Genomic DNA, 20696 nt, shown 5'->3' with positions numbered 1-20696 from the left:
GAGGCACAAATGCTTGTAAACTTCGCTGTATTAGGTCGTAAATGCGCAGTTTATGCGCATTTCGACTGTGAACAGTACCGATTTCGTTACAGTTCACATCCGGGCTGCGCACTGCGCCGCAAGGTGTCCGACCAATGAAGTGATGACAGCGATATATCCAGCCCCTCGCCGAAGGCGACTTAAAATAGGCTGGATACTGTTACTGGAACACCCACAGGGTGTGAAAAGTAATAATTAATCCTGAACGTATGGCATAAGAGCAATATGTCTTGCTCTCTTGATTGCTACTGTCAAAGCTCTCTGATGTTTTGCACAGTTGCCTGTAATTCTTCTCGGAAGGATTTTTCCTCTTTCAGAAACATACTTTTTCAGCTTTGCTACATCTTTATAATCAATCTCGTTATTCTCTTTACCACAGAATACACACACTTTTTTTCTTCTGCGTGCCGGACCTCTTCTCTTGAATCCGCCCTCTGGTCTGCTTCCTTTTTCAAAAGCCATTGCTATTTACCTCCTGCTTTAATCAATGCATCTGGAAGTTAGTTAAACGGTAATTCCTCATCAATTCCATCCGGAATATTCATGAACCCATCACCTGCATCAATACTCGGCGCCGGAGCCTGACTCGGAGCAGAATACTGGAAAGAGCCTGAACCTCTGTTAGCCTCGCTTTCTGCCCGGCTCTCAGCAAATTCCTGCTCTTCAACAATAATATCCGTTGTGTACACACGCACACCATCTTTGTTGGTGTAGCTTCCTGTCTGAATACGTCCCGAAACAGATACTCTCATTCCCTGACGGAAATACTTCTCTGCAAACTCAGCGGAACGTCCGAATACAACACACGGAATAAAATCTGCTGTCGGCTCGTTGTCTCTCTTGAATCTGCGGTCAACTGCTACCGTATATCTTGCGACTGCTGTAGAACTGTCGCCCTGTGAATATCTAACTTCCGGGTCTCTTGTTAAGCGACCCACCAAAACTACTTTATTCATAAATACCTCTTTCTTTTATGCTTCCTGTTTCACGCATAAATATCTGAGAACGTTATCCATAATACGGATACGCTGTTCCACTTCGCCAGGAACAGTAGTCTCAGCATCGAAGTGGATGAAGTAGTAATATCCCTCGTTCATCTTCTGAATTTCGTAAGCAAGTCTCTTCTTGCCCCATTCATCGACGTCAGTCACATTTCCACCGAAACGTGTTACTAATGCTTTCACTTTTTCGATTACTTCTGCTCTTGCGTCATCTTCGATTTTTGCGCTGACAACAACAGCTAATTCATACTTGTTCATGTCTCGCACCTCCTTTTGGTCTCTGGCTCCCGGTCTGCTCCGGAAACAAGGAATGTAAACTCCCACTGAATCTTTATCATCCAACGAGTATGTCACGAGTATTTATGATAGCATAATTTTCCGGCTGTTTCAAGTGCTTTTTTTAATCTCCCGTGTGTTTTTCTCTACCAGCTTCCTCGGCACCATGATCTGGTGTCCGCAGCCAGCACACTTCAAGCGGAAGTCTGCCCCAACCCTCAGTACTTCCCACTCATGACTTCCACAGGGATGGGGTTTTTTCATTTTAATAATATCTCCTATGTCAAAACGATCTGCCATCTTACACCTCCTGACTGTAACAATTCAGCTTTCCGGCTGAACTGTTACAGAATCCGCCCTATACAAAGTTCACCTGCGGTGAAAGAGCGGATTCTTTCTCTCATCATGCTTTCTTACGGACTTTGCAGCAAGTGCAAAATCCTACGCTGAGCTATTGCTCCTGACTCTATATTACTGATTATCCTCTTCGCTGATCAAAACCCCCTGCAGCAAAAAGCGTTCATCATCATTCACATTCGTACAAGTTGACAAACTGACAACCTTCGATGCCGCATCCAGATTCACATCCACCTGATAGTTTGATGTATCCTTACACATCTGAAGATAATTCATATATTCTTCCTCCGTCGCAAACGTCATCTTATAATTCTCCGCCACATCTTTTACCACTGCAGCAGAAAATATCTGGTATGTACGTGCCGCGCCATCCGGTGTATAAATATAGAAATACGGGTGCTGCTTACAGAATTCCTCTGAAGCATATTCATTCAGCTGGGAAAACATCTCACCGCCCACCTTCATATTATGTCCATAGATAATGGTATTGCGGTCTGTAAAGCTCGAATTACTTCTTTTATCCATAAAAATGGCGCCCAGTTTATTATCATTTGCTGAAAATGTTCTGGTCAGATATTCTTCATTATCTGCACTCTTTACTACCGGGTAATTGATTACTGCCGGCTCTTCAAAACGCAGCCATGCAATAGTATCCGGATTTTCTGCCATCAAAGCATCAAAGTTCACTTTGAATACATCTTCATCATCTTCGTCTACAGTAATCGCAAGCTTCTTAACATCTTCATATTCCTGTCCCCCGAAATAATACGGCGCCAGCATCATTACAAGCTGATATAAAGAAAAGACAAATACACAGACCGCAGCCGCAAAGACTGTCATATAAACAATATCTGTTTTTTTATTTTTACGCCTCCGCTTTCCGGATTTCTTTCTGTTCTCAGTATGTACCTTTCCTTCCTTCACATTTCCGTTCTTTCTCTGTCCTGTCCCCGATACCGATGACTTCTTCTTTTTAAGCGGGGGACCAGACTTTGCCCGATTATTCTCATAGTCCAAACTCATATAGCAAACTACTCACTTTCAGTTAAATCCCATATAGTATACTCATCCGGGCATCCCGTAATTCACGCCTACGGCGGGCGGACTTTATCCGATAAAGTATACCCATCCGGGCATCCCGGTATGTACTTTAATCTAATTTTAAAATCCCAGATTCTCATCCACAAGAATAACTTTTGTACGCTTCGCCACCCTGGAATAGCGGGTGATCAGAATCTGACAGCAGATACACTCCGGTTTTCTGCAGTTAAAGCATGTTCCATTCTGAACACAAGGCGTATCAATTCCAAATCTTTGTGCATTGATCGGAGCAGCCTCATTTCTTGCGCGGCTCATAGCGTCTTCCTCTGTCTTTACAACCTTATTCATCCCTACGATCAAAAGGACATTCTTCGGTCCATATGCAAATGCAGCAACACGGTTGGCATTTCCATCCACATTAATCATCACGCCGTCTTCAGTTATAGCATTCGTACTTCCGAGATAAAAATCACAATTTAACGCCTGATGTGCAATTTCTTCTTTCTCTTCACGGGTTTCCTTAGTTTCCCTGTCATATACCGTATATTTTCCCTCATGAAGAGCCTTTGTCAGTCCAATCTCCTGTGCAGACATCGTCCCGCCCCAACTGACGGAGCTTCCCTCCGGAATCAATTCCAATGCCTTTTTAAGAGCTTCTTCTTTCGTCTTCACATAATAGGCCTCCATATTTCTTGACTCCAGCGCCTTCACAACTCTTACGCCAAGCACTTCATTTCTCATTTCCCGGACATCCATTACAATTCCCCTTTCTATTAGATCATAATCAGTAAAATATTTTTCCAGTTCTTCTTAAAGAACTCCTATTACTTCATTATACATTTGTTTTTAAAAATATTCTATTCCAAATTTTTTGTTTTTCCATCAAACGTTCTTTACAGATTACTGTTCACAGTTTGCTGCTGTTTGGCACCTTTTGCCCTGGTATCACCACATCAGATCAATGAAAAACTTCTCAATATATATATCCATCCAGTCAAAGTAAACCCACTGAACAATGTTGTCAGCATCACTACACTGGATGTCAGCACGCCGTCATGCCCCATATTCTTTGCCATCACAAAACAGCTTACGGTCGTTGCAGAACCAAGCATAACCAGAACTGCCGCCAGTTCCGAATCCCTGAACCCCAGCATAACTGCCAAAGGCAGAAATACCGCACAAAACCCGATCAGTTTAATAAATGCCGCTGCCGCCGCAGGCTTTGCTTTTGCAAATGCTTTTGACAGATCGAAAGCTGCCCCCATTGCCATCAGCCCCAGTGGGGTTGCTATACCGCCGATACTCGATACGGTCTTTTCCAAAATAGGCGGCATCGGAATACGTAGCGCCGACCATAGAAGTCCCGCAGCAATCGCAATAATAATCGGATTTGTCACAATACTGTTAAGCGTTTTCTTGATAGATGCAGTATCTATGCCCCTGCTCTTTGGATGAAAAAGCGACAATACTACCACCGCCATTATATTATAAAGCGGCACACTTCCAATCATCATCAGCGGCGCCATCCCTGAATCCCCGTAAATATTTTGGATCAGAGCGACCCCCAGAATCGCTGCACTGCTGCGGTAGGATACTTGAATAAATTCTCCCCGTAAAGTACGGTCCTTCAACAGACAGGAAACCACAGCTGCAATCCCGATACTAATTAAAGTCACCACAAAGCAGAACAACACAAATCTTGTGTCCCACACCTCTTCAAATTTTACAGTCGCCAAATCTTCAAACACAAGTACCGGCAACGGCACCATGAATACAAATTTATTCATTTTTCCGGCAAATACTTCGTCTATCCAGCCAATTTTCCGAAACAACATTCCCAGCACCATCATCAGAAATACCGGAACAGTTGCGTTTAAACTAAAAATCAAGTTCTCAGACATTTCAATTACTCTTTTCTATTGTATTCATTTTATTCCCAGATAATATTAGCACAATCCGAACTAAAAATCCAATAATCGTTACTGTTCGCAGCCTGCTGCTGTTCACAGTAACCGCATTTGTGCATTTAATGTCGCCTGCGGCGAGGCACAAATGCTTGTAAACTTCACTGTATTGGGTCGTAAATGCACAGTTTATGCGCATTTCGACCGTGAACAGTAACCAGCAACGAATCCGGTCTATTTAAAGTTGCCTTACGGCAAGAGACCGGATTCCAGCCCCGATACCGTACTGATCCGCGACCGTGCAGCATGGTGCACGGTCCGGGTGTGAACAGTACTACCATAAAAACTAATACTGAAAGATTACACATTTTCCTATATCCACATATAATAAATTAAAATGTTCTTCCCACAGGAGTGATTATGGAATACCCACACTACGATTACGCCGTATTGGGCGGTGATATGCGTCAGGTCTGGCTTACCGAAGAACTCTCTCATCATCAGAACAAGGTCTGTCATTATGCTTTACCCGCACTTCCTAACGAAAGAAACTGTTCTGATGCATCTGTTGTTCATGCTGCTGATTCGCTAAATGAGGCCTGTCTGCATTCCAATTGTATTGCCTGTCCGATTCCCTTTATAAAAAAGGATTCCGATATGATTTCTTCGGATCCGAGACACCATTTTTCCTCTTCTGCACTTTTAGAGCTGCTGCATTCCGGACAGACACTGTTTGCCGGGCAGATTCCAGACGATTTCCGCAAAGCCGCAGAAGAGAGGGGTGTCACTGTCTTTGACTATCTGGATGATGAATCCCTTGCTGTCCGCAACAGTATTGCCGCAGCAGAGGGTGCCGTCTGTGAAGCGATCACACGCAGTCCTTTTAATCTTCATAAAAGCTGCTGCGCCGTTCTCGGTTTCGGCAGATGCGGCCGTACGCTCGTGTCCTATTTGAAAGGAATGTTCTGCAATGTCACAGTCTGCACTAACGAACCCACAGAAGCCGCCCGCGCTTCTATCGTTGCGGATGGCTGCATCCACTTAAAAAAGCTGCCGGATTATGTGGGGAATTTCGATTTTGTTTTCAATACAATTCCCGCCCAGGTTCTTACAAATGATATTTTGCGGCGAATGAAACACACCGTTCTGATCATCGATATTGCCTCGGCTCCCGGCGGAGTAGATTTTGCTGCAGCAAATCACCTCGGCATTACAGCAGCACATTGCCTGAGTCTTCCCGGCAAGTATGCCCCCGCTGCTTCCGCCCATATTCTCAGGGAAATCATCGAGGCGCAACGCTCAACCCATGTAACAGTTCAGCCCAGGACTTTGCACTGGCTGCAAAGTCCGTGAAATAACGTATAGGTAGAGATGCATCAAGCCACCACGAAGTGGTTTTGCATGGCTTGATGCCTGTAACAGGAAGCCGAAAGCTGAACTGTTACCAACCCATTCATTAAAATCATAAAAGGAGTGAATCATCTTGTCTTTAAAAGGAAAACACATCGGAGTCGCTCTTACCGGCTCCTTCTGTACCTATGAAAAAGTCTTTCAGGAGCTCCAGAAGCTAGCCGATGAGGGCGCTTATATTCAGACTATTTTCTCCAATGCCTCTGCCTCCATCGACAGCCGCTTTGGAGAAGCAAATGATTTTGTAAAGAAAGCTGAAGAAATCACCGGGATCAAACCGATGATGACTATTGCTGAAGCGGAGCCGATTGGTCCAAAAGCACTTTTGGATATTCTCGTCATTCTGCCGTGCACAGGCAACACTCTTGCCAAACTGGCAAACGGAATTACAGACTCCCCCGTTTTGATGGCAGCAAAGGCACATTTGCGAAATAACAGACCCTTGCTTTTGTCTTTGTCCACAAATGACGCATTGGGAATGAATATGAAAAACATCGGTCTGCTTTTAAACTCCAAAAACATTTACTTCATTCCTTTCGGACAGGATAATCCGGAAAAGAAACCTAATTCTATGATCGCACATACCGAACTGCTTATCCCGTCACTGGAATCCGCCCTTGAAGGACAACAGCTTCAGCCAATCATCTGCTAATACCGGAGTCAAAAAGGTCATACTGCTTCATTCTTGCACGAAGCAGTATGACCTTGATACCCGTGTATCATTTTTATAAATCTGTGAAAAGGAGAACTGCCTATGTGCGGAATCGCCGGATTCTTCAATCCGTTTACTGATTACACAAAAGAAGAACCTCACTACAGACTCATTCTGAAAGCCATGAATCACGTCCAGAAACGGCGCGGTCCAGACGATGAGGGAATTTACCTCTCTGACCTCTGCGGTCTTGCTCAGGTCCGGTTAAATATCATCGACCTTGTTACCGGACATCAGCCCATGCAGCGTACCCGAAACGGGCGCACCTGTATCATCGCTTACAATGGGGAAATTTACAACATGGCGGAGCTGAAAGCAGAACTGCTGCTGGAAAACGAAACTTTTCAGACAACCAGCGATACAGAGGTGATCCTTGCCGGATTCCTGCGTTACGGTCCGGACTATATCAAGAAATTAAACGGCATCTTCGCCCTCGCCCTGTGGGACGATGCCCAAAAAGAACTGCACCTCTTCCGCGACAGACTCGGAATCAAACCACTCTTCTATACAATGCAGGATAAAACTCTGGTTTTTGCCTCGGAAATTAAAGGACTATTCGCCCACCCCGGCGTCACTCCGGTCATTGACAGAGGAGGTCTTTGCGAAATCTTTGCACTCGGTCCGGCAAAAACCTACGGAAAAGGTGTCTTTCAAAATATTCTGGAAGTACTTCCTGGAGAACATATCACCTTCGACCGTACTTCCTGTAAAAAAGAATTTTATTGGAAGTTAGAAAGTCACCCTCACACCGATTCCTTTGAAGAAACAATTGAGAAAACCAAATGGCTTCTTACAGATTCCATCAAGCGTCAGATGATCTCCGATGTTCCCATCAGTACATTTTTATCCGGCGGTGTGGACAGCAGTATCGTCACCGCAGTTTGTGCAGAGGAATTAAAAAAAGAAGGGAAAACTTTAGATACTTTTTCATTTGACTTTATCAATAATGATAAATATTTCAAGTCCAATGCGTTCCAGCCCAGTCAGGACCGTCCTTTTGTGGAACAGATGGCTGATACTCTCGGCACAAACCACCGCTTTCTGGAATGCTCCAGTCAAGACCAGATCGACTGTTTGTACAAAGCAGTAGACGCCCGGGACCTGCCGGGAATGGCGGATGTAGAATCTTCCATGTTGTATTTCTGTTCTCAGGTAAAAGAATTCAACACCGTTGCCCTGACCGGAGAATGTGCAGATGAAATCTTTGGAGGTTATCCGTGGTTTCATAAAAAAGAGGCATTTGAAACAAATGCATTTCCATGGTCCCCTGACATGAAACCACGGCAGGCTCTGCTTTGCGACAATCTGATTCAGGAACTTCATATGGAAGACTATGCCCGCGCCGCATACGAAAAAACAATCTCAGAAACTCCGAGACTTTCAGAAGATTCCCCTGAAGAAAAACGCCGCCGGGAAATTGCTTACCTGAATCTCCGCTGGTTTATGGTTACCCTTCTGGACAGAATGGACCGAACCAGTATGTACAATGGTCTGGAAGCCCGCGTTCCTTTTGCAGACTACCGGATCGTAGAATATGTCTTCAACGTCCCATGGTCTATGAAATGTCCTGACGGAATCGTCAAGGGCTTACTCCGTCATGCTGCCGAAGGATTGCTCCCAAAAGAAGTCCTCTGGCGGAAGAAGAGTCCCTACCCGAAAACCTACGACCCACATTATGAACTGCTTCTCGGCAATCGGCTGAAAGAAGTTCTGGATTCCCCTAATGCACCGATCCGCAGTCTGCTTGACTCAAAGAAAGTGCAGCGTTTCCTCGACAGTCCGTCTGATTATGGCAAGCCATGGTATGGGCAGCTTATGGCTGGACCTCAAATGCTGGCATATATGTTACAGGTAAATTACTGGCTGGAAAAATATCATATCCGGATTTGCTGACATTTCTTTGAATCATCTTAAATCAGCATAGGTCAAACACCAGGCAAGAACAGCAAAAGAGGAAGGAATCCACCGCTGTGGACTGCTTCCTCTTTTCTATATCCTCTGGAAATGGATAAAGTCCCAGTAATTTACCTCATCTGCTCAAGGGTTTCTCATCAAATTCTATTTCTGCATATTTAGTCTACATCTTTCTTTTCATCTGCCGCATACTCAAAGAAATCAAAATCAGCATAGTGCTGATGTTTCACCCGGTCTGCACAGGTAAGTCCCACCATCGTTCCTGTAAATTCGCCGTATTTACAGAACTCATCAGAAAATTTTGTTGTATCAAATACACGCCCGATTTTATTATAATTCTCTCCATCATAGCTCCATTCAAACCATGATTTTCTTCCTTCCACATAAAGTCTCAGGTAAATCGGTTTATCTTCCACCGGGATTCTCGTATTCAAAAACTCCGTCTTTTCTCCATTCTCCAAATGAATGATCGATAGCGCACTTCCTCCCAGTGTTTCACTGTAATATTTTCTCAGATTGATATAGTTCATATTATCATAGTACATGATCAACCCCGCACTGTGCTGATGCACTTCCGGTGTAAATTCCATCTTTGTTGTAATTCTCACATACACACTGGTCAGCTTTCGCGCCAATATGCTTACTTTATTCAGAGAGGTTCTGGATTCCTGCCCCCGGATCCGCACAAATCCCGGTCTTGCCTTAACATCTGCGAACCTCTGCGGCATAATTCTCGGCGCATAGTAGAAGTTTCCCAATTCTTCCCCGTCAAAATCGTCCAGCTCCGGTATCGGCTCTGCCTTCACCTCAGGCAGAGAAGTCTCCGGCACTTCCATTTTCGCCAGATTGCTGCCATCTGCCATACGAAGCCATCCATCCTCTGTCCACATCATTTTCTGGATCGCAGTTTCCCGCCCCAGAGTACAGCGCAGTTCCGGCGCGAATGGTCTGGAACAGAGGTGTACCAGATAAGTCTCCCCGGTAGGAAGGTCTATATAACTTCCATGTCCTGATTTCTGTAAAATTGATTCTGGATTGTAATATTTCGGTTTCAGATGGTCCGGATCCTGCCGTTCATAAGAATCTCCCGGGACACTTGTCACGATCGGATTCATCGGATCTTTCTCATACGGTCCCCATACATTTTTAGACCGTCCCATCGTTACACAATGATTATATCCGGTTCCGCCTTCAGCGCACATAATATAATAGTATTCGCCTTTTTTGTACAAGTGCGGCGCTTCAATGCATCCTCTGTCCGTACCGCCGCGCCAAATGCGTTTTGGGTATCCGATAATCCCTCTTTTTGTCGGTGAATACTCTACCATACAGATAGCCCCCGGTTTCTCGTACCCCTCCCTCGTCTCCCAGTCCAGTGAGACAATATACTTTTTCCCATTTGAATCATGTAAAATGGAAGCATCAAACCCGGAAGAATGCAGATACACCGGCTCACTCCACGGTCCTTTGATATCCTTCGCAGTGATCAAAAAATTATCCACATCAAAATATCTGGCATTCATGGAATTCATCACACCGTATACCACATAGAACAATTCCTCTTCCTCACAATACGTCAGGCAAGGCGCCCAGACGCCCTTTGCACTCGGCAGCTTCTTTAAATCTACACTTTCGTCATCCGTCAGCACATGGGTATACAATTCCCAATTCTTCAAGTCCTTAGAATGGTAAACCGGAATTCCGGGAAACCATTCAAAGGTGGAAACTGCCAGATAATAATCATCTCCTTTGCGGCAGATACACGGATCGGGATTAAATCCCGGTAATATCGGATTTTGTATCATTACTTTCCCTCCTGATTTCTTTATGTTCAGCATAATTATGCCATTTTTACAACTGTTTCTTTCCTTTATTTTACTGCCTCTTTTTTGCGTGCCTGCAAATCCGCAATAATTCCATCAAATTCTTTATCCAGATTCCAGAACTTCATAATAAACAAACCTATCACATATATAGCGATCGGAATCCATACAAAACAGATTTTGATTGATGTCAGCGCCTCCGGAGTCTGTGTCATTGCTTCTCCCACATAACCGCCGATTTCCAAAATCACTCCCAGCAAGGCTGAACCAATACCGTTTCCTATCTTATATCCAAAACTACACGCACTGTTTACAAGTCCCTCTGTACGGTATCCCGTCTTCCATTCACCGTAATCAATAGTGTCAGATACCATCGCCCACATAGTTGCACCGCCGCAGGAATTACCAATTCCCCGGATCACACTGGATACAACGATTAATGTCATGGAACCATTTGAGAAATTCAGAACCAGCATTCCCACAATATCCAAAACAAGACCGATTGCAAATACATTTCTCTTGCCAAGCTTTTTTACAAGCATTGCGATAAAGAACATTCCAACAATCTGTACAATATTAAAGATACCATTGATTGTTGCAACCAAATCCCGATTTCCCAGAATATCCTTTGCATAATAGACCGTCGCGCCGCCGTTGACTGAATACATCAAAAAGAACAATGCCAGCATCCCTGTCATCATCATCCAGTATTTATTCTGGAACAATGCTTTTACGCCGTCTTTAAACGGAACATCTTTGACTTCCCCGTCTGACTGCAAAGCAGGCTTCACTCGTTCTTTTGTACCAACGAAATTGATCAAAAACGCTGCAACTGCAATTGCTCCAAAGACACAAAATGTCTTTGTCCACGCAGACGCATTATCCCCAAATGCTTCTACCAGAGGAAGTGTAAATGTATTGATTGTCAATGTTCCTGCTGTTGCAAGCAGATTTCGGAAAATACTCAACACAGACCGTTCATACGGATCTTGTGTCATCAGTGCATTCAATGCAGAATACGGCACATTAATTGCTGTATAAATCACCGTAGATACCAAGTTGTATGTTATAAACACATAGACCAGCTTTGGCGCAGACGCCCAGTTTGCCGGAACTGAAAACAATAACACTCCTGAGACAGCAAATGGTACACACATCCGAAGCAGCCACGGTCTAGCCTTTCCGAATCTGGATTTGGTCCTGTCCACGATCACACCCATGATAATATCACTGATACCGTCAAATACTCTGGAAACCAGCATGATCGTTCCAACTGCCGCTGCGCTGACTCCGGCATAATCTGTATAATAAAACAACAGAAATGCCGACATTGCCGTATATATAATGTTACATCCAAAATCACCGCATCCATACGAAAAACGTTCTGCTACTTTTGCAAACGTTAATTTATTTTTTCCTTCCATTTTTCAATCCTCTCTTTTCACCCTATTTCTGAACCGGGAACCATCCTTGTACCACGCATTTTCCAAAGTCCCATGCATCCCAGCCAATCCAGTTTGAATCGTTCACTGTATCAAGAAGCAGTTTATAATTCCAATAAAAATATCCGCTTCCCTTTGCCCATGCTTCAAGCTGCACATCTGCAAGTGTTGTATATATCTTCTTCTTTTCTTCCGGTGTAAATGTCTCTTCTGTAATTCCTTCTACCCCGTTTAATACGGAACGGCCGCCGTTAGTATCATGACCGCATGCTAATGAATTAAACAGGCACCACTCTCCGCAGATAACAGGAAAATACTGCTCCATCTCTTCAATCACCGGCTCCAGCACTTCTTTTACATATTTCACATAGGCCTCTAATGTCTGTTGACAGCCGTCCATTTCTGCAACCATCAGATACTGGTGTGTATCCAAAACGACATTTTTAAACTCCTCTTCCCTCATAAAATCTTTCCATGCCAAGATATCAAATCCATCGTGAAATACAACTGCTTTATCTTCGGGTAAAAACTTTCTCATTCTCCGGTATGCTTTTATGTAAAACTCCTTCAAAAATCCAAGTGTGATCGGTGCGCTTCCCTTTGCCATCTCGGGGTCTACTGCCGGATAACGTTCCATACTGTTAAATGTATCCCATGCAGCCTCCAGAAGAGGTTCATTGACAATCTCAATTCCCCACAATGCCTGATGGCATCCATACCGTTCTGCAAGTTTTTCCAGTACCTTTAAAGTGAATTCCACACTCTCCGGCTGCTGCGCCCATTTTACCACACCGGATAATCCCCCATTATCAAATCCATTCTGACTTCCCGGCACGGTGTGCAGGTCGATTAAAACCTGTAATCCATATTTTGCCGCCCATGCAAATGCCTTATCCAATTCCTCAGCACAACCGATGAAGGGCGGGCAGTCTCCGAAGATAAAATAAGGAACCGGAATGCGGACAGTATTCATTCCAAAAGATTTTATTTCCGCAAAATCACGTTCCGTAATATAAGAACTGCGATGCACCTTAATTCTTGATTCATATGCTTCCTTTGATAATTGCCGCGGCAGATAATACTCATCCTCCGCAGTTGTTCCGTCAAATAATGCCGGACTCATCCACTTCTCCAAAACAAGCCAGTTTCCCAGATTCACACCTTTGATGTTCATTTTCTGTTCCTCTTACTTTCTGTTATTCAAACTTTTTTGATACTTAATACCCGGATATATTTCTCTTTCATGAGCTCTTTTGATGATTCTATTATACCTGCTTCCCTGCCGCTGCAACAGTCGTTTTCCAAACCAAAAAACAGGTCGATACAAACTTTTATTGTTTATATCAACCTGTCCTATATACACATAATGTCAGGATCAAAAGGTATTTTGTTCTGCTGCCGAAATACTTTTCTGTCCGTTCCTCACCTCTTTCGGAGAACCTCCGTACATCTCTTTAAACATACGCCGAAATACCTTTTCATTATAAAAACCATGCCGTTCCCGGATTTCCTGTATGTTTAAATCTGTATTCATCAAATCTGTATATATCTTTTCCATACGCACTCTATACAGATAATCAAGGAAAGTAATTCCCATACTTTTCTTAAAAAAACGCGAAAAATAGATTTCATTTAATCCTATTTCCCTTGCAATCTCCGGAATACTGATTGGCTCTGTATAATGCTTCGCCACATATTCCATGATAAACTGAACCCGCTGCATATTCTTATGATTCCGGTACATTTCCCTTTGGTTCACCTTATAAGAAAACGAGTGTATCAGAATGTAGATCATCTCAAATATCAGACTATAACACCGGAACTGATACCCATCCACATGGAATTGGTAGGCAATCCATAGGTTCTGCAGTGTACTTCCGATTTCCCGCAGCTTCGTCTGCACTCTTGCATCCTGTGAATCGTAATCCACCGCAAACACATACTGGCGGATATCCGGCACAAGCTTCTCTAAAAAAGAAATCGGAATCTGAAGCAGAATTGCGGTATTACCATGCATACACTTTGTAGAATGAATGCTCATAGGATTTACAACGACAAATTCGCCTCCTTTTAAATGCCGCACTTCATTATTATCCTGAAACTCCAAATCTCCATGAATCAAATATACAACTTCGATCCAATCATGGAAATGCTTATTGACTACACTCCCAGTATCAATGCGGAAATCCAGATAGACCTCTAGCATCTCATTAGGAGAAATAAATTCATGTTTGTACTGCTGCATTATTTTTCCTCTATTTTTACCATATGCTCTAAATCCACTCTGCAATTTCTACCAAAAAAATGGATCCGTCGGATAATTCCTTCTTCGTTCTAATCTTCTGCCCAAAACCCGCTTACATTTCCTGAAACAATTCCTTCATTGCCGGATAAATCTTTTTGAACTGCTGGTATCGTTCTTCATACTTCGCCGCCAGTTCCGGCTCCGGTTCTACCGTATCTATCACCTTCACCAGTTTCTTGGCTGCCTCTTCCACACTTACAAATTCACCGCAGCCCACAGCCGCCAGTATAGCACCACCGTATCCCGGACCTTCCTCACTTTCGATGATATCTACTTTCAGATTCATCACATTTGCAATGATTTTCTTCCACAGAGGACTTTTCGCTCCGCCGCCGCAGATTTTCGTGCGCTCGATCTTGATTCCGAGACTTCTTGCCACTTCCAGAGAATCTCTTAACCCGAATGCCACGCCTTCCAGCACTGCCTGTGTCATATCTTCTCTTGTTGTGTCCATAGTCATTCCGGTAAATATCGCTCTCGCCTTCGGATCATTATGCGGAGAACGCTCACCCATCAGATATGGAAGATAGAATACATGGTTTTCCCCCAGCTTTGTAATGTTCTTCTGTTCCTCTCCATATTCCTTTGTCTTTAAGATCTCATCCATCCACCACTTATTGCAAGACGCGGCACTGAGCATGCAGCCCATCAGATGATAGCTGCCATCCGCATGGTCAAAAGAATGCAGTGCATTGTGATCGTCTACACCGAACTTCTTGCTGGAAATGAAGATCGTACCGGAAGTTCCCAGCGAAATATTACATCTGCCCTCGCCGACCGTTCCGGTTCCCACCGCTGCCGCCGCATTATCTCCGGCGCCTGCAATGACTTTCACTGTTTCAGGAAGTCCCAATTCTGCCGCAATCTCCGGCTTCAATGTGCCCACAACTTCGTAACTTTCAAACAGTTTCGGAAGCTGTTCTTTGCTGATGCCGCAGATATCGATCATTTCCTTAGACCAGCATTTATGCTCTACGTCCAGCAGCAGCATTCCTGACGCATCGGAATAATCCGTACAGTGTATGCCTGACAGCATATATGCCAGGTAATCTTTGGGCAGCATAATTTTGCTGATGCGTGCAAAATTCTCCGGCTCATTCTCCTTCATCCACAGGATCTTAGGAGCAGTAAATCCCGCAAATGCAATATTTGCCGTATATTTTGACAATGTTTCTTTTCCAATCACTTCATTCAGATAATTCGTTTCCTTTGCTGTCCTTCCGTCATTCCAGAGAATTGCCGGACGGATCACCTGATCCTGTGCATCCAAAGCCACAAGCCCATGCATCTGTCCGCCGAAACTGATTCCCGCAACCTGTGCCTTGTTACAATCCCTTGTCAGCTCCTTAATGCCTTCCATGGACTGTGTAAACCAGTCTGCCGGGTTCTGTTCCGACCATCCCGGATGCGGGAAAGCAATCGGATATTCCCGTGATACGATATTATGGATTTTTCCAGTTTCATCCATCAGCAAAAGTTTCACTGCCGATGTTCCCAAATCAACACCTATGTATAACATATTCTACCTTCTCCTTTTTACACATCTACCAAAACTTATCTTCATCAAATATTGGATCTAATCCCCCGCTATACTAAACTTACTTTTCGCATTTCCAATGCGCTTTGGATGTACAAAAAAGTAAAAAGCAGATTCACAATAATAACAGCAAGGCTTTCGTAGGGAAAATCATGCCGGTACTGACACAGAGCACATTATTTGAACTGCTTTTTACTATTTCGTACTATAAAATTTTTATTTCCACGGATTCTCTGTCGGATATCTTACCCCTGCCGGCTGATTGTATCCGATTTCCTCTACCGGAACACCGATGTACTTAAATACCTCAAATAATGCCTTGCCGTAGTTACCAAATGCAACAGCCCCATGATGCGGATAATTGCCCTCAATCAATACGTGACGGTAGAATCTTCCCATCTCTGGAATGGCAAAAATTCCAATAGAGCCAAAGGAACGTGTCGCCACCGGAAGCACCTCACCCTGCGCAATGTAAGCCCGCAGTTTACAATCTGCCGTACTTTGCAGACGGAAGAATGTAATATCGCCCGGTTTGATGTCTCCTTCCAGAGTTCCCTGTGTCACCTCTTCTGGAAGAGCACGCGCCATAATAAGCTGATACTTCATTTCACAGGAAGAGAGCTTGCTTGATGCGGTATTTCCACAGTGGAATCCCATAAATGTGTCCTTATGCGTATATGGGAACTTGCCGTCGATCTCCTCTTTATACATATCTGCCGGCACGTTGTTGTTAATATCAAGCAATGTTACTGCATCCTGGCTTACAACAGTTCCGATAAACTCACTCAATGCTCCGTAAATATCAACCTCACAGGATACCGGAATGCCCTGTGCCGTCAGACGGCTGTTTACATAACATGGAACAAATCCAAACTGTGTCTGGAATGCCGGCCAGCATTTGCCTGCGATCGCAACATACTTACGGTAACCTCTGTGTTCCCCGATCCAATCCTTCAATGTAAGCTCATACTGCGCCAGTTTCTCCAGAATTTCCGGTTTTTTATTACCTGTACCCAGCTCTTCTTCCATCTCTTTTATAACTGCCGGGATTCTTTCATCTCCTGCATGTTTGTTAAATGACTCAAACAAATCCAGCTCAGAATTTTCCTCAATCTCGACTCCCAGATTATAGAGCTGCTGAATCGGCGCATTACATGCAAGGAAGTTCAGCGGACGTGGTCCGAAGCTGATAATTTTCAGATCCTGAAGTGCCACAGCGGCTCTTGCAATCGGACGGAATTCTGCGATCATGTCTGCACATTCCTCTGCAGTTCCAACCGGATATTCCGGGATATATGCTTTTACGTTTCTCAGTTTCAGATTATAGCTGGCATTGAGCATACCGCAGTATGCATCCCCGCGTCCCTGGATCAGATTGTCGCCCCGCTCCTCGGCTGCCGCGATAAACATCTTCGGTCCGTCAAAGTGCTTAGCCAGCAGTGTCTCGGAAATCTCCGGTCCGAAGTTTCCAAGATATACGACCAATGCATTACATCCTGCCGCCTTAATATCCTCTAATGCCTGTACCATATGAATCTCACTCTCAACAATACAAACCGGACATTCGTAAATATCTTCCTCACCATACTTCTCTTTGTAAGCCTTTATCAAAGCTTCTCTTCTGCTCACAGACAGACTTTCCGGAAAACAATCACGGCTTACTGCTACAACTCCAATTTTCAATTCTGGCATATTATTCATTTTATTTACCACCTTTCCTGATTTATTTCTTACTCACTGAATCAATATTTACAAAACTATCTCGGATCTTTCCGATTTATCTCGATATTTTCACCCTTTAATCCGCAAAACGCACCTTCAATCCCAGCTTCCTCATGGACGATCAACCATTTATTCTTTGCGGTAATCAATTTATCTTCCCCTTCTGTTCCAGCCGGAAAATTCAACTCTGTATTCGTATCCTTAGGCAATACGACCACGCAGCGGAAGCCTGCTTCGCCCTCTGCGGTACACGGTGCATAGTGAAGTGTTGTGGCATAGACCTCGATTGCTGTTCCGGCCGGTACAAAAAAGGCTTCCACCTTTGATGTATCATATGTATGATCTGCCTCGATGTCCTGTTCCAGACCAAGCAATAAAACCAGATCACTGACTGCCACATTGATTTCCGAAGAACGGTGGTACTCCAGACCATTGAGCTTCTTATTATCTCCATTACAGTACCCGATCTGAATCGGAATTCCACCGAATCCACGATTCTTCATCTCCTCCGCATCCGCCAGCACTTCTAATTCTTCCACAGACGGAACATAGACGACATCCTTTGTCATCGGCGTATGCTCCATCTCTTTCAAGATACCGTTTACACTGTATCCCTTCAGAACTTTTCCATATTTTTTGAATGAATCATCATTCACATTCTGAATCTGCATTATGAACCTCCTTCTCCTATTTCCGCCTTTTTTAAATGTATTTCGTTCTGAGTCCATAATAACAATCCGCAGACATTTCATCGACCATTTATTTATCCAAACAAAGGCATTTTTTTGTCCTTTTTATTTTTTATCCAGCATGTTTCCCAACCTCCCCCTACCGTCCGCTTATACTTCTTCTATACTCACTGGGCAGCATTCCATACTTTTTCTGAAATGCCTTTGTAAAAGCTTTACTATTAGGAAATCCATTGTTAGACGCAATCTCACTTACTGTATGATCCGTGCCAGCCAGTTCCCGAAATGCATACTCCACCCGCACACTCTGCACATAATCCTTATAATTGATACCCGCATATTTTTGGAACATTCTTGACAAATATGCAGGCGCATATCCAAAAATCCCCGCCAGAGATTCCAATGATATCTCCTCCCGGTAATTCTCCTTGATATAATTTGTTATTGTCGTCAGACGGTTTAGCTTTTTATTCTGCTTCAACATCCTCTGTGTCACATCCATTTCCCTGTATTTCGTCACAAGCAAGTAGAGAAGCATATAATATCCGCTCTTGACCTTCATCTCATACCCCGGCTTCTTCTCCATGTATGTGGTATACATTTCTTTGATCAGCTTCATCACCTGTGCATCATGTAACTTTGGGTCATGTGTGAAACGGATAAATTGTTCTCCTGTAAAATAACCAGAAAATGTCTGTAGGGGGATCTGCACTACAACCGTCTGATTCGGAAGCGGAGAATCCACCGAATGGATTTCATTGGAATTTACAAGCATAAAATCTCCCGGCTTAAGCTGCTGCTCCGTCTCCATTAAATAAAATGTCAGACCTCCCTCGAACACTGCAAAAATCTCTATCGAACGGTGCCAATGCTTGTCACGGAAATAATTACCTCGCTCTCCTTCAAATAAAAATAATTTAAAAGGCAAATCTTCATTTGGCAAAATAACTTCGTGATTATATTCCATCGTATATCCTCTCCATCACATTTTCTGATACTGTACACAGTAACTATATTTATGTAACAGTTCAGCCTTTCGGCTGCACTGTTACATATTTATCATAGCACAGTAAAAAAATGCTTGCAATTATATTCAATCTATGATAGTATAACAAATGGTCACTGTTCACGCAGATGATTCTATTCATATGGCTCCATGGTCAAGCGGTTAAGACATCGCCCTTTCACGGCGGTAACACGGGTTCGATTCCCGTTGGAGTCACTACGTCGTCTGGTAAGCTGGTAAGTTCGTAGGAACCTCGCTAACGGCGACGATATGCATCGCACGTAGATGTCTAAAATACAGACATCAAGTGCTCATAGCTAGGCGCAGTAGCCAAGTGGTAAGGCGTGGGTCTGCAACACCCTGATTCACCGGTTCAAATCCGGTCTGCGCCTCTTAAAAAAGCCCGGAAAATCAAGGTTTTCTGAGGCTTTTTTACTTTTCAAAATTCAAAAAATCAATTCTGAAAAATAAGGTGGCATCGGTATTGATGAAGATTCAGAAAGATGGAATCGAGAGAAAGAAACTGATTAAGAAATTTTACTTTGTACTGGCAGTACCGGCAAAAGATGAGTTCAATATTTTATTTTCGGATTATTATGTATGCTATAAATAGAAAGAGCCGTCCAAAATGGGTGGCTCGAAATATATTGAATTTTTCTAATGGGATAGTTTTTCTAGTAACTGTTCATATAGTCTATTACTGATATGTCGTCCGGTAATTTTTAAGATTCCTATGCATTGAAGAATCTCCTCTTTAGATAGCAGATTTTCTTTATATGCGACTATGAGAATACCGATTGTCCCCATAAGCGGAATGCCCATTTGTGCGGCAACCTGTCATCCTTTGACTTCATCCATAAGAAGCAAAGAGGCATTAGTGGAATCCGATAGTACAATAGCTTCGCTTTCACCTGCATCTAATCCAGAAGAACGCCGAAGTAAATTTACAGCGCGTACATCAGTGACCTCTACCTTTTTTATAAATGTGCATTTCCTGATTTGTCTGCATTCGTTTGGAAATCCCGAATTTGAAACAAGCTCCTCGAAAACGGCAGATGGGATTTGTACTTCTCCGAAAAGTTGATGGAGTAAATCCAAATGATCAATTTTCATTAAGGAGATAAGAGGTGTCGTGTCGGCAACAACTATCATACAAGGGCCTCCTTCACTTTCTCCCAATTTGCAACTTCATCCTCAACTTCTGAAATATCCATAGAAAGATAGGCAAAACCCATGTAATCGTATAATTCAATCAAATCATATTTGGATATTCCCAAAATCTCAGCAGCTTTACCGTGAGAGATTGTTCTATCGTTAATGTATGGATAAAGCAAAAGAGCATTTCTTTCTAATTCTGCTCGTGGATTCTTTGGACGTAAATACATAGTCATTCCTTCTGGAACTTTAATGCTAACATCTGTAAAAGTCATAAAATCACTCCCTTTTATATGAGAATCTTTTTACTATTATCAAACTATGTTTTTACTATATTATACCCTTTTGCATTTGTTTTCACAA

The 20696-nt window shown here is 43.4% G+C and carries 22 protein-coding genes and 2 tRNA genes; 6 read left to right on the top strand and 18 right to left on the bottom strand.

The window, feature by feature from the left end; translation table 11 throughout:
• Positions 1 to 234 precede the first annotated feature (234 nt).
• The 7 genes from rpsR to NFS18_RS09770 all read right to left on the bottom strand — a co-directional run bounded on the left by rpsR (position 235) and on the right by NFS18_RS09770 (position 4615).
• Complete coding sequence (gene rpsR / locus NFS18_RS09800; RefSeq protein ID WP_178598509.1) at positions 235 to 501, bottom strand: 30S ribosomal protein S18; 267 nt, start codon at positions 499 to 501, stop codon at positions 235 to 237.
• A 38-nt stretch (positions 502 to 539) separates the two neighbouring features.
• Positions 540 to 995 (bottom strand): single-stranded DNA-binding protein, encoded by a 456-nt coding sequence (locus tag NFS18_RS09795; RefSeq protein ID WP_251389865.1) that lies wholly within the window; start codon positions 993 to 995, stop codon positions 540 to 542.
• 15 nt (positions 996 to 1010) lie between these two features.
• On the bottom strand, positions 1011 to 1298 hold the full coding sequence (rpsF, locus tag NFS18_RS09790; protein WP_251389864.1) for a 30S ribosomal protein S6: 288 nt from the start codon (positions 1296 to 1298) through the stop codon (positions 1011 to 1013).
• Between the two features lie 129 nt (positions 1299 to 1427).
• Positions 1428 to 1616, bottom strand: a complete 189-nt coding sequence (locus NFS18_RS09785) for a DUF951 domain-containing protein (RefSeq protein ID WP_251389863.1) — start codon at positions 1614 to 1616, stop codon at positions 1428 to 1430.
• 171 nt (positions 1617 to 1787) lie between these two features.
• Positions 1788 to 2696: a class B sortase gene (gene srtB / locus NFS18_RS09780; protein WP_331477626.1), complete on the bottom strand. Its 909-nt coding sequence runs from the start codon at positions 2694 to 2696 to the stop codon at positions 1788 to 1790.
• A 138-nt stretch (positions 2697 to 2834) separates the two neighbouring features.
• The gene (locus tag NFS18_RS09775) at positions 2835 to 3470 is read right to left on the bottom strand and encodes a lactate utilization protein (RefSeq protein WP_251389862.1); all 636 of its coding nucleotides are present in this window, start codon (positions 3468 to 3470) and stop codon (positions 2835 to 2837) included.
• Positions 3471 to 3667: 197 nt separating this feature from the next.
• Complete coding sequence (locus NFS18_RS09770; RefSeq protein WP_251389861.1) at positions 3668 to 4615, bottom strand: AEC family transporter; 948 nt, start codon at positions 4613 to 4615, stop codon at positions 3668 to 3670.
• Positions 4616 to 5038: 423 nt separating this feature from the next.
• On the opposite strand from NFS18_RS09770, the gene NFS18_RS09765 reads away from it, so the two are divergent.
• The 3 genes from NFS18_RS09765 to asnB all read left to right on the top strand — a co-directional run bounded on the left by NFS18_RS09765 (position 5039) and on the right by asnB (position 8633).
• Positions 5039 to 5971: a dipicolinate synthase subunit DpsA gene (locus tag NFS18_RS09765; RefSeq protein WP_251389860.1), complete on the top strand. Its 933-nt coding sequence runs from the start codon at positions 5039 to 5041 to the stop codon at positions 5969 to 5971.
• A 130-nt stretch (positions 5972 to 6101) separates the two neighbouring features.
• Positions 6102 to 6680, top strand: a complete 579-nt coding sequence (locus tag NFS18_RS09760) for a dipicolinate synthase subunit B (protein ID WP_251389858.1) — start codon at positions 6102 to 6104, stop codon at positions 6678 to 6680.
• A gap of 102 nt (positions 6681 to 6782) precedes the next feature.
• On the top strand, positions 6783 to 8633 hold the full coding sequence (gene asnB, locus NFS18_RS09755) for an asparagine synthase (glutamine-hydrolyzing) (protein WP_251389856.1): 1851 nt from the start codon (positions 6783 to 6785) through the stop codon (positions 8631 to 8633).
• Between the two features lie 179 nt (positions 8634 to 8812).
• Here asnB and NFS18_RS09750 read toward each other — a convergent pair whose 3' ends face one another.
• The 8 genes from NFS18_RS09750 to NFS18_RS09715 all read right to left on the bottom strand — a co-directional run bounded on the left by NFS18_RS09750 (position 8813) and on the right by NFS18_RS09715 (position 19139).
• On the bottom strand, positions 8813 to 10459 hold the full coding sequence (locus NFS18_RS09750) for a glycoside hydrolase family 43 protein (protein ID WP_251389855.1): 1647 nt from the start codon (positions 10457 to 10459) through the stop codon (positions 8813 to 8815).
• A 65-nt stretch (positions 10460 to 10524) separates the two neighbouring features.
• Positions 10525 to 11901, bottom strand: a complete 1377-nt coding sequence (locus tag NFS18_RS09745) for an MFS transporter (RefSeq protein ID WP_251389854.1) — start codon at positions 11899 to 11901, stop codon at positions 10525 to 10527.
• A gap of 22 nt (positions 11902 to 11923) precedes the next feature.
• Positions 11924 to 13093 carry a glycoside hydrolase family 5 protein gene (locus NFS18_RS09740; protein ID WP_251389853.1) on the bottom strand — a complete coding sequence of 390 codons (1170 nt, stop codon included), beginning with the start codon at positions 13091 to 13093 and terminating at the stop codon, positions 11924 to 11926.
• Positions 13094 to 13294: 201 nt separating this feature from the next.
• The gene (locus NFS18_RS09735; RefSeq protein WP_251389851.1) at positions 13295 to 14164 is read right to left on the bottom strand and encodes an AraC family transcriptional regulator; all 870 of its coding nucleotides are present in this window, start codon (positions 14162 to 14164) and stop codon (positions 13295 to 13297) included.
• 112 nt (positions 14165 to 14276) lie between these two features.
• Positions 14277 to 15743 carry a xylulokinase gene (gene xylB / locus NFS18_RS09730; RefSeq protein WP_251389850.1) on the bottom strand — a complete coding sequence of 489 codons (1467 nt, stop codon included), beginning with the start codon at positions 15741 to 15743 and terminating at the stop codon, positions 14277 to 14279.
• Between the two features lie 234 nt (positions 15744 to 15977).
• Complete coding sequence (locus NFS18_RS09725; RefSeq protein WP_251389849.1) at positions 15978 to 17462, bottom strand: L-fucose/L-arabinose isomerase family protein; 1485 nt, start codon at positions 17460 to 17462, stop codon at positions 15978 to 15980.
• 56 nt (positions 17463 to 17518) lie between these two features.
• Positions 17519 to 18154, bottom strand: coding sequence for a DUF4867 family protein (locus NFS18_RS09720; RefSeq protein ID WP_251389848.1), 636 nt, complete (start codon positions 18152 to 18154; stop codon positions 17519 to 17521).
• A 157-nt stretch (positions 18155 to 18311) separates the two neighbouring features.
• Complete coding sequence (locus NFS18_RS09715; protein ID WP_251389846.1) at positions 18312 to 19139, bottom strand: AraC family transcriptional regulator; 828 nt, start codon at positions 19137 to 19139, stop codon at positions 18312 to 18314.
• Between the two features lie 183 nt (positions 19140 to 19322).
• On the opposite strand from NFS18_RS09715, the gene NFS18_RS09710 reads away from it, so the two are divergent.
• From NFS18_RS09710 to NFS18_RS19370, 3 genes are all read left to right on the top strand, one after another.
• Positions 19323 to 19394, top strand: a tRNA-Glu gene (locus NFS18_RS09710).
• A 104-nt stretch (positions 19395 to 19498) separates the two neighbouring features.
• Positions 19499 to 19570, top strand: a tRNA-Cys gene (locus NFS18_RS09705).
• Positions 19571 to 19665: 95 nt separating this feature from the next.
• Positions 19666 to 19791 carry a hypothetical protein gene (locus NFS18_RS19370; RefSeq protein WP_277613598.1) on the top strand — a complete coding sequence of 42 codons (126 nt, stop codon included), beginning with the start codon at positions 19666 to 19668 and terminating at the stop codon, positions 19789 to 19791.
• Between the two features lie 44 nt (positions 19792 to 19835).
• Here NFS18_RS19370 and NFS18_RS19730 read toward each other — a convergent pair whose 3' ends face one another.
• Genes NFS18_RS19730 through NFS18_RS09690 form a run of 3 tightly spaced genes read right to left on the bottom strand, consistent with a single transcriptional unit; the run spans position 19836 to position 20608 of the window.
• Positions 19836 to 19985, bottom strand: a complete 150-nt coding sequence (locus NFS18_RS19730; RefSeq protein ID WP_251389868.1) for a DUF3368 domain-containing protein — start codon at positions 19983 to 19985, stop codon at positions 19836 to 19838.
• Positions 19986 to 20015: 30 nt separating this feature from the next.
• The gene (locus NFS18_RS09695) at positions 20016 to 20330 is read right to left on the bottom strand and encodes a DNA-binding protein (RefSeq protein ID WP_251389844.1); all 315 of its coding nucleotides are present in this window, start codon (positions 20328 to 20330) and stop codon (positions 20016 to 20018) included.
• Positions 20327 to 20608 (bottom strand): UPF0175 family protein, encoded by a 282-nt coding sequence (locus tag NFS18_RS09690; protein ID WP_251389843.1) that lies wholly within the window; start codon positions 20606 to 20608, stop codon positions 20327 to 20329. The genes NFS18_RS09695 and NFS18_RS09690 overlap by 4 nt, the downstream gene beginning before the upstream one ends.
• Between the last annotated feature and the right edge of the window lie 88 nt (positions 20609 to 20696).

This window comes from Mediterraneibacter agrestimuris, assembly GCF_943193195.1.
GTDB classification, from domain to species: Bacteria; Bacillota; Clostridia; order Lachnospirales; family Lachnospiraceae; genus Schaedlerella; species Schaedlerella agrestimuris.
Note: the sequence above shows the minus strand (reverse complement) of the source record. Positions and strands in the feature narration are given on the sequence as shown.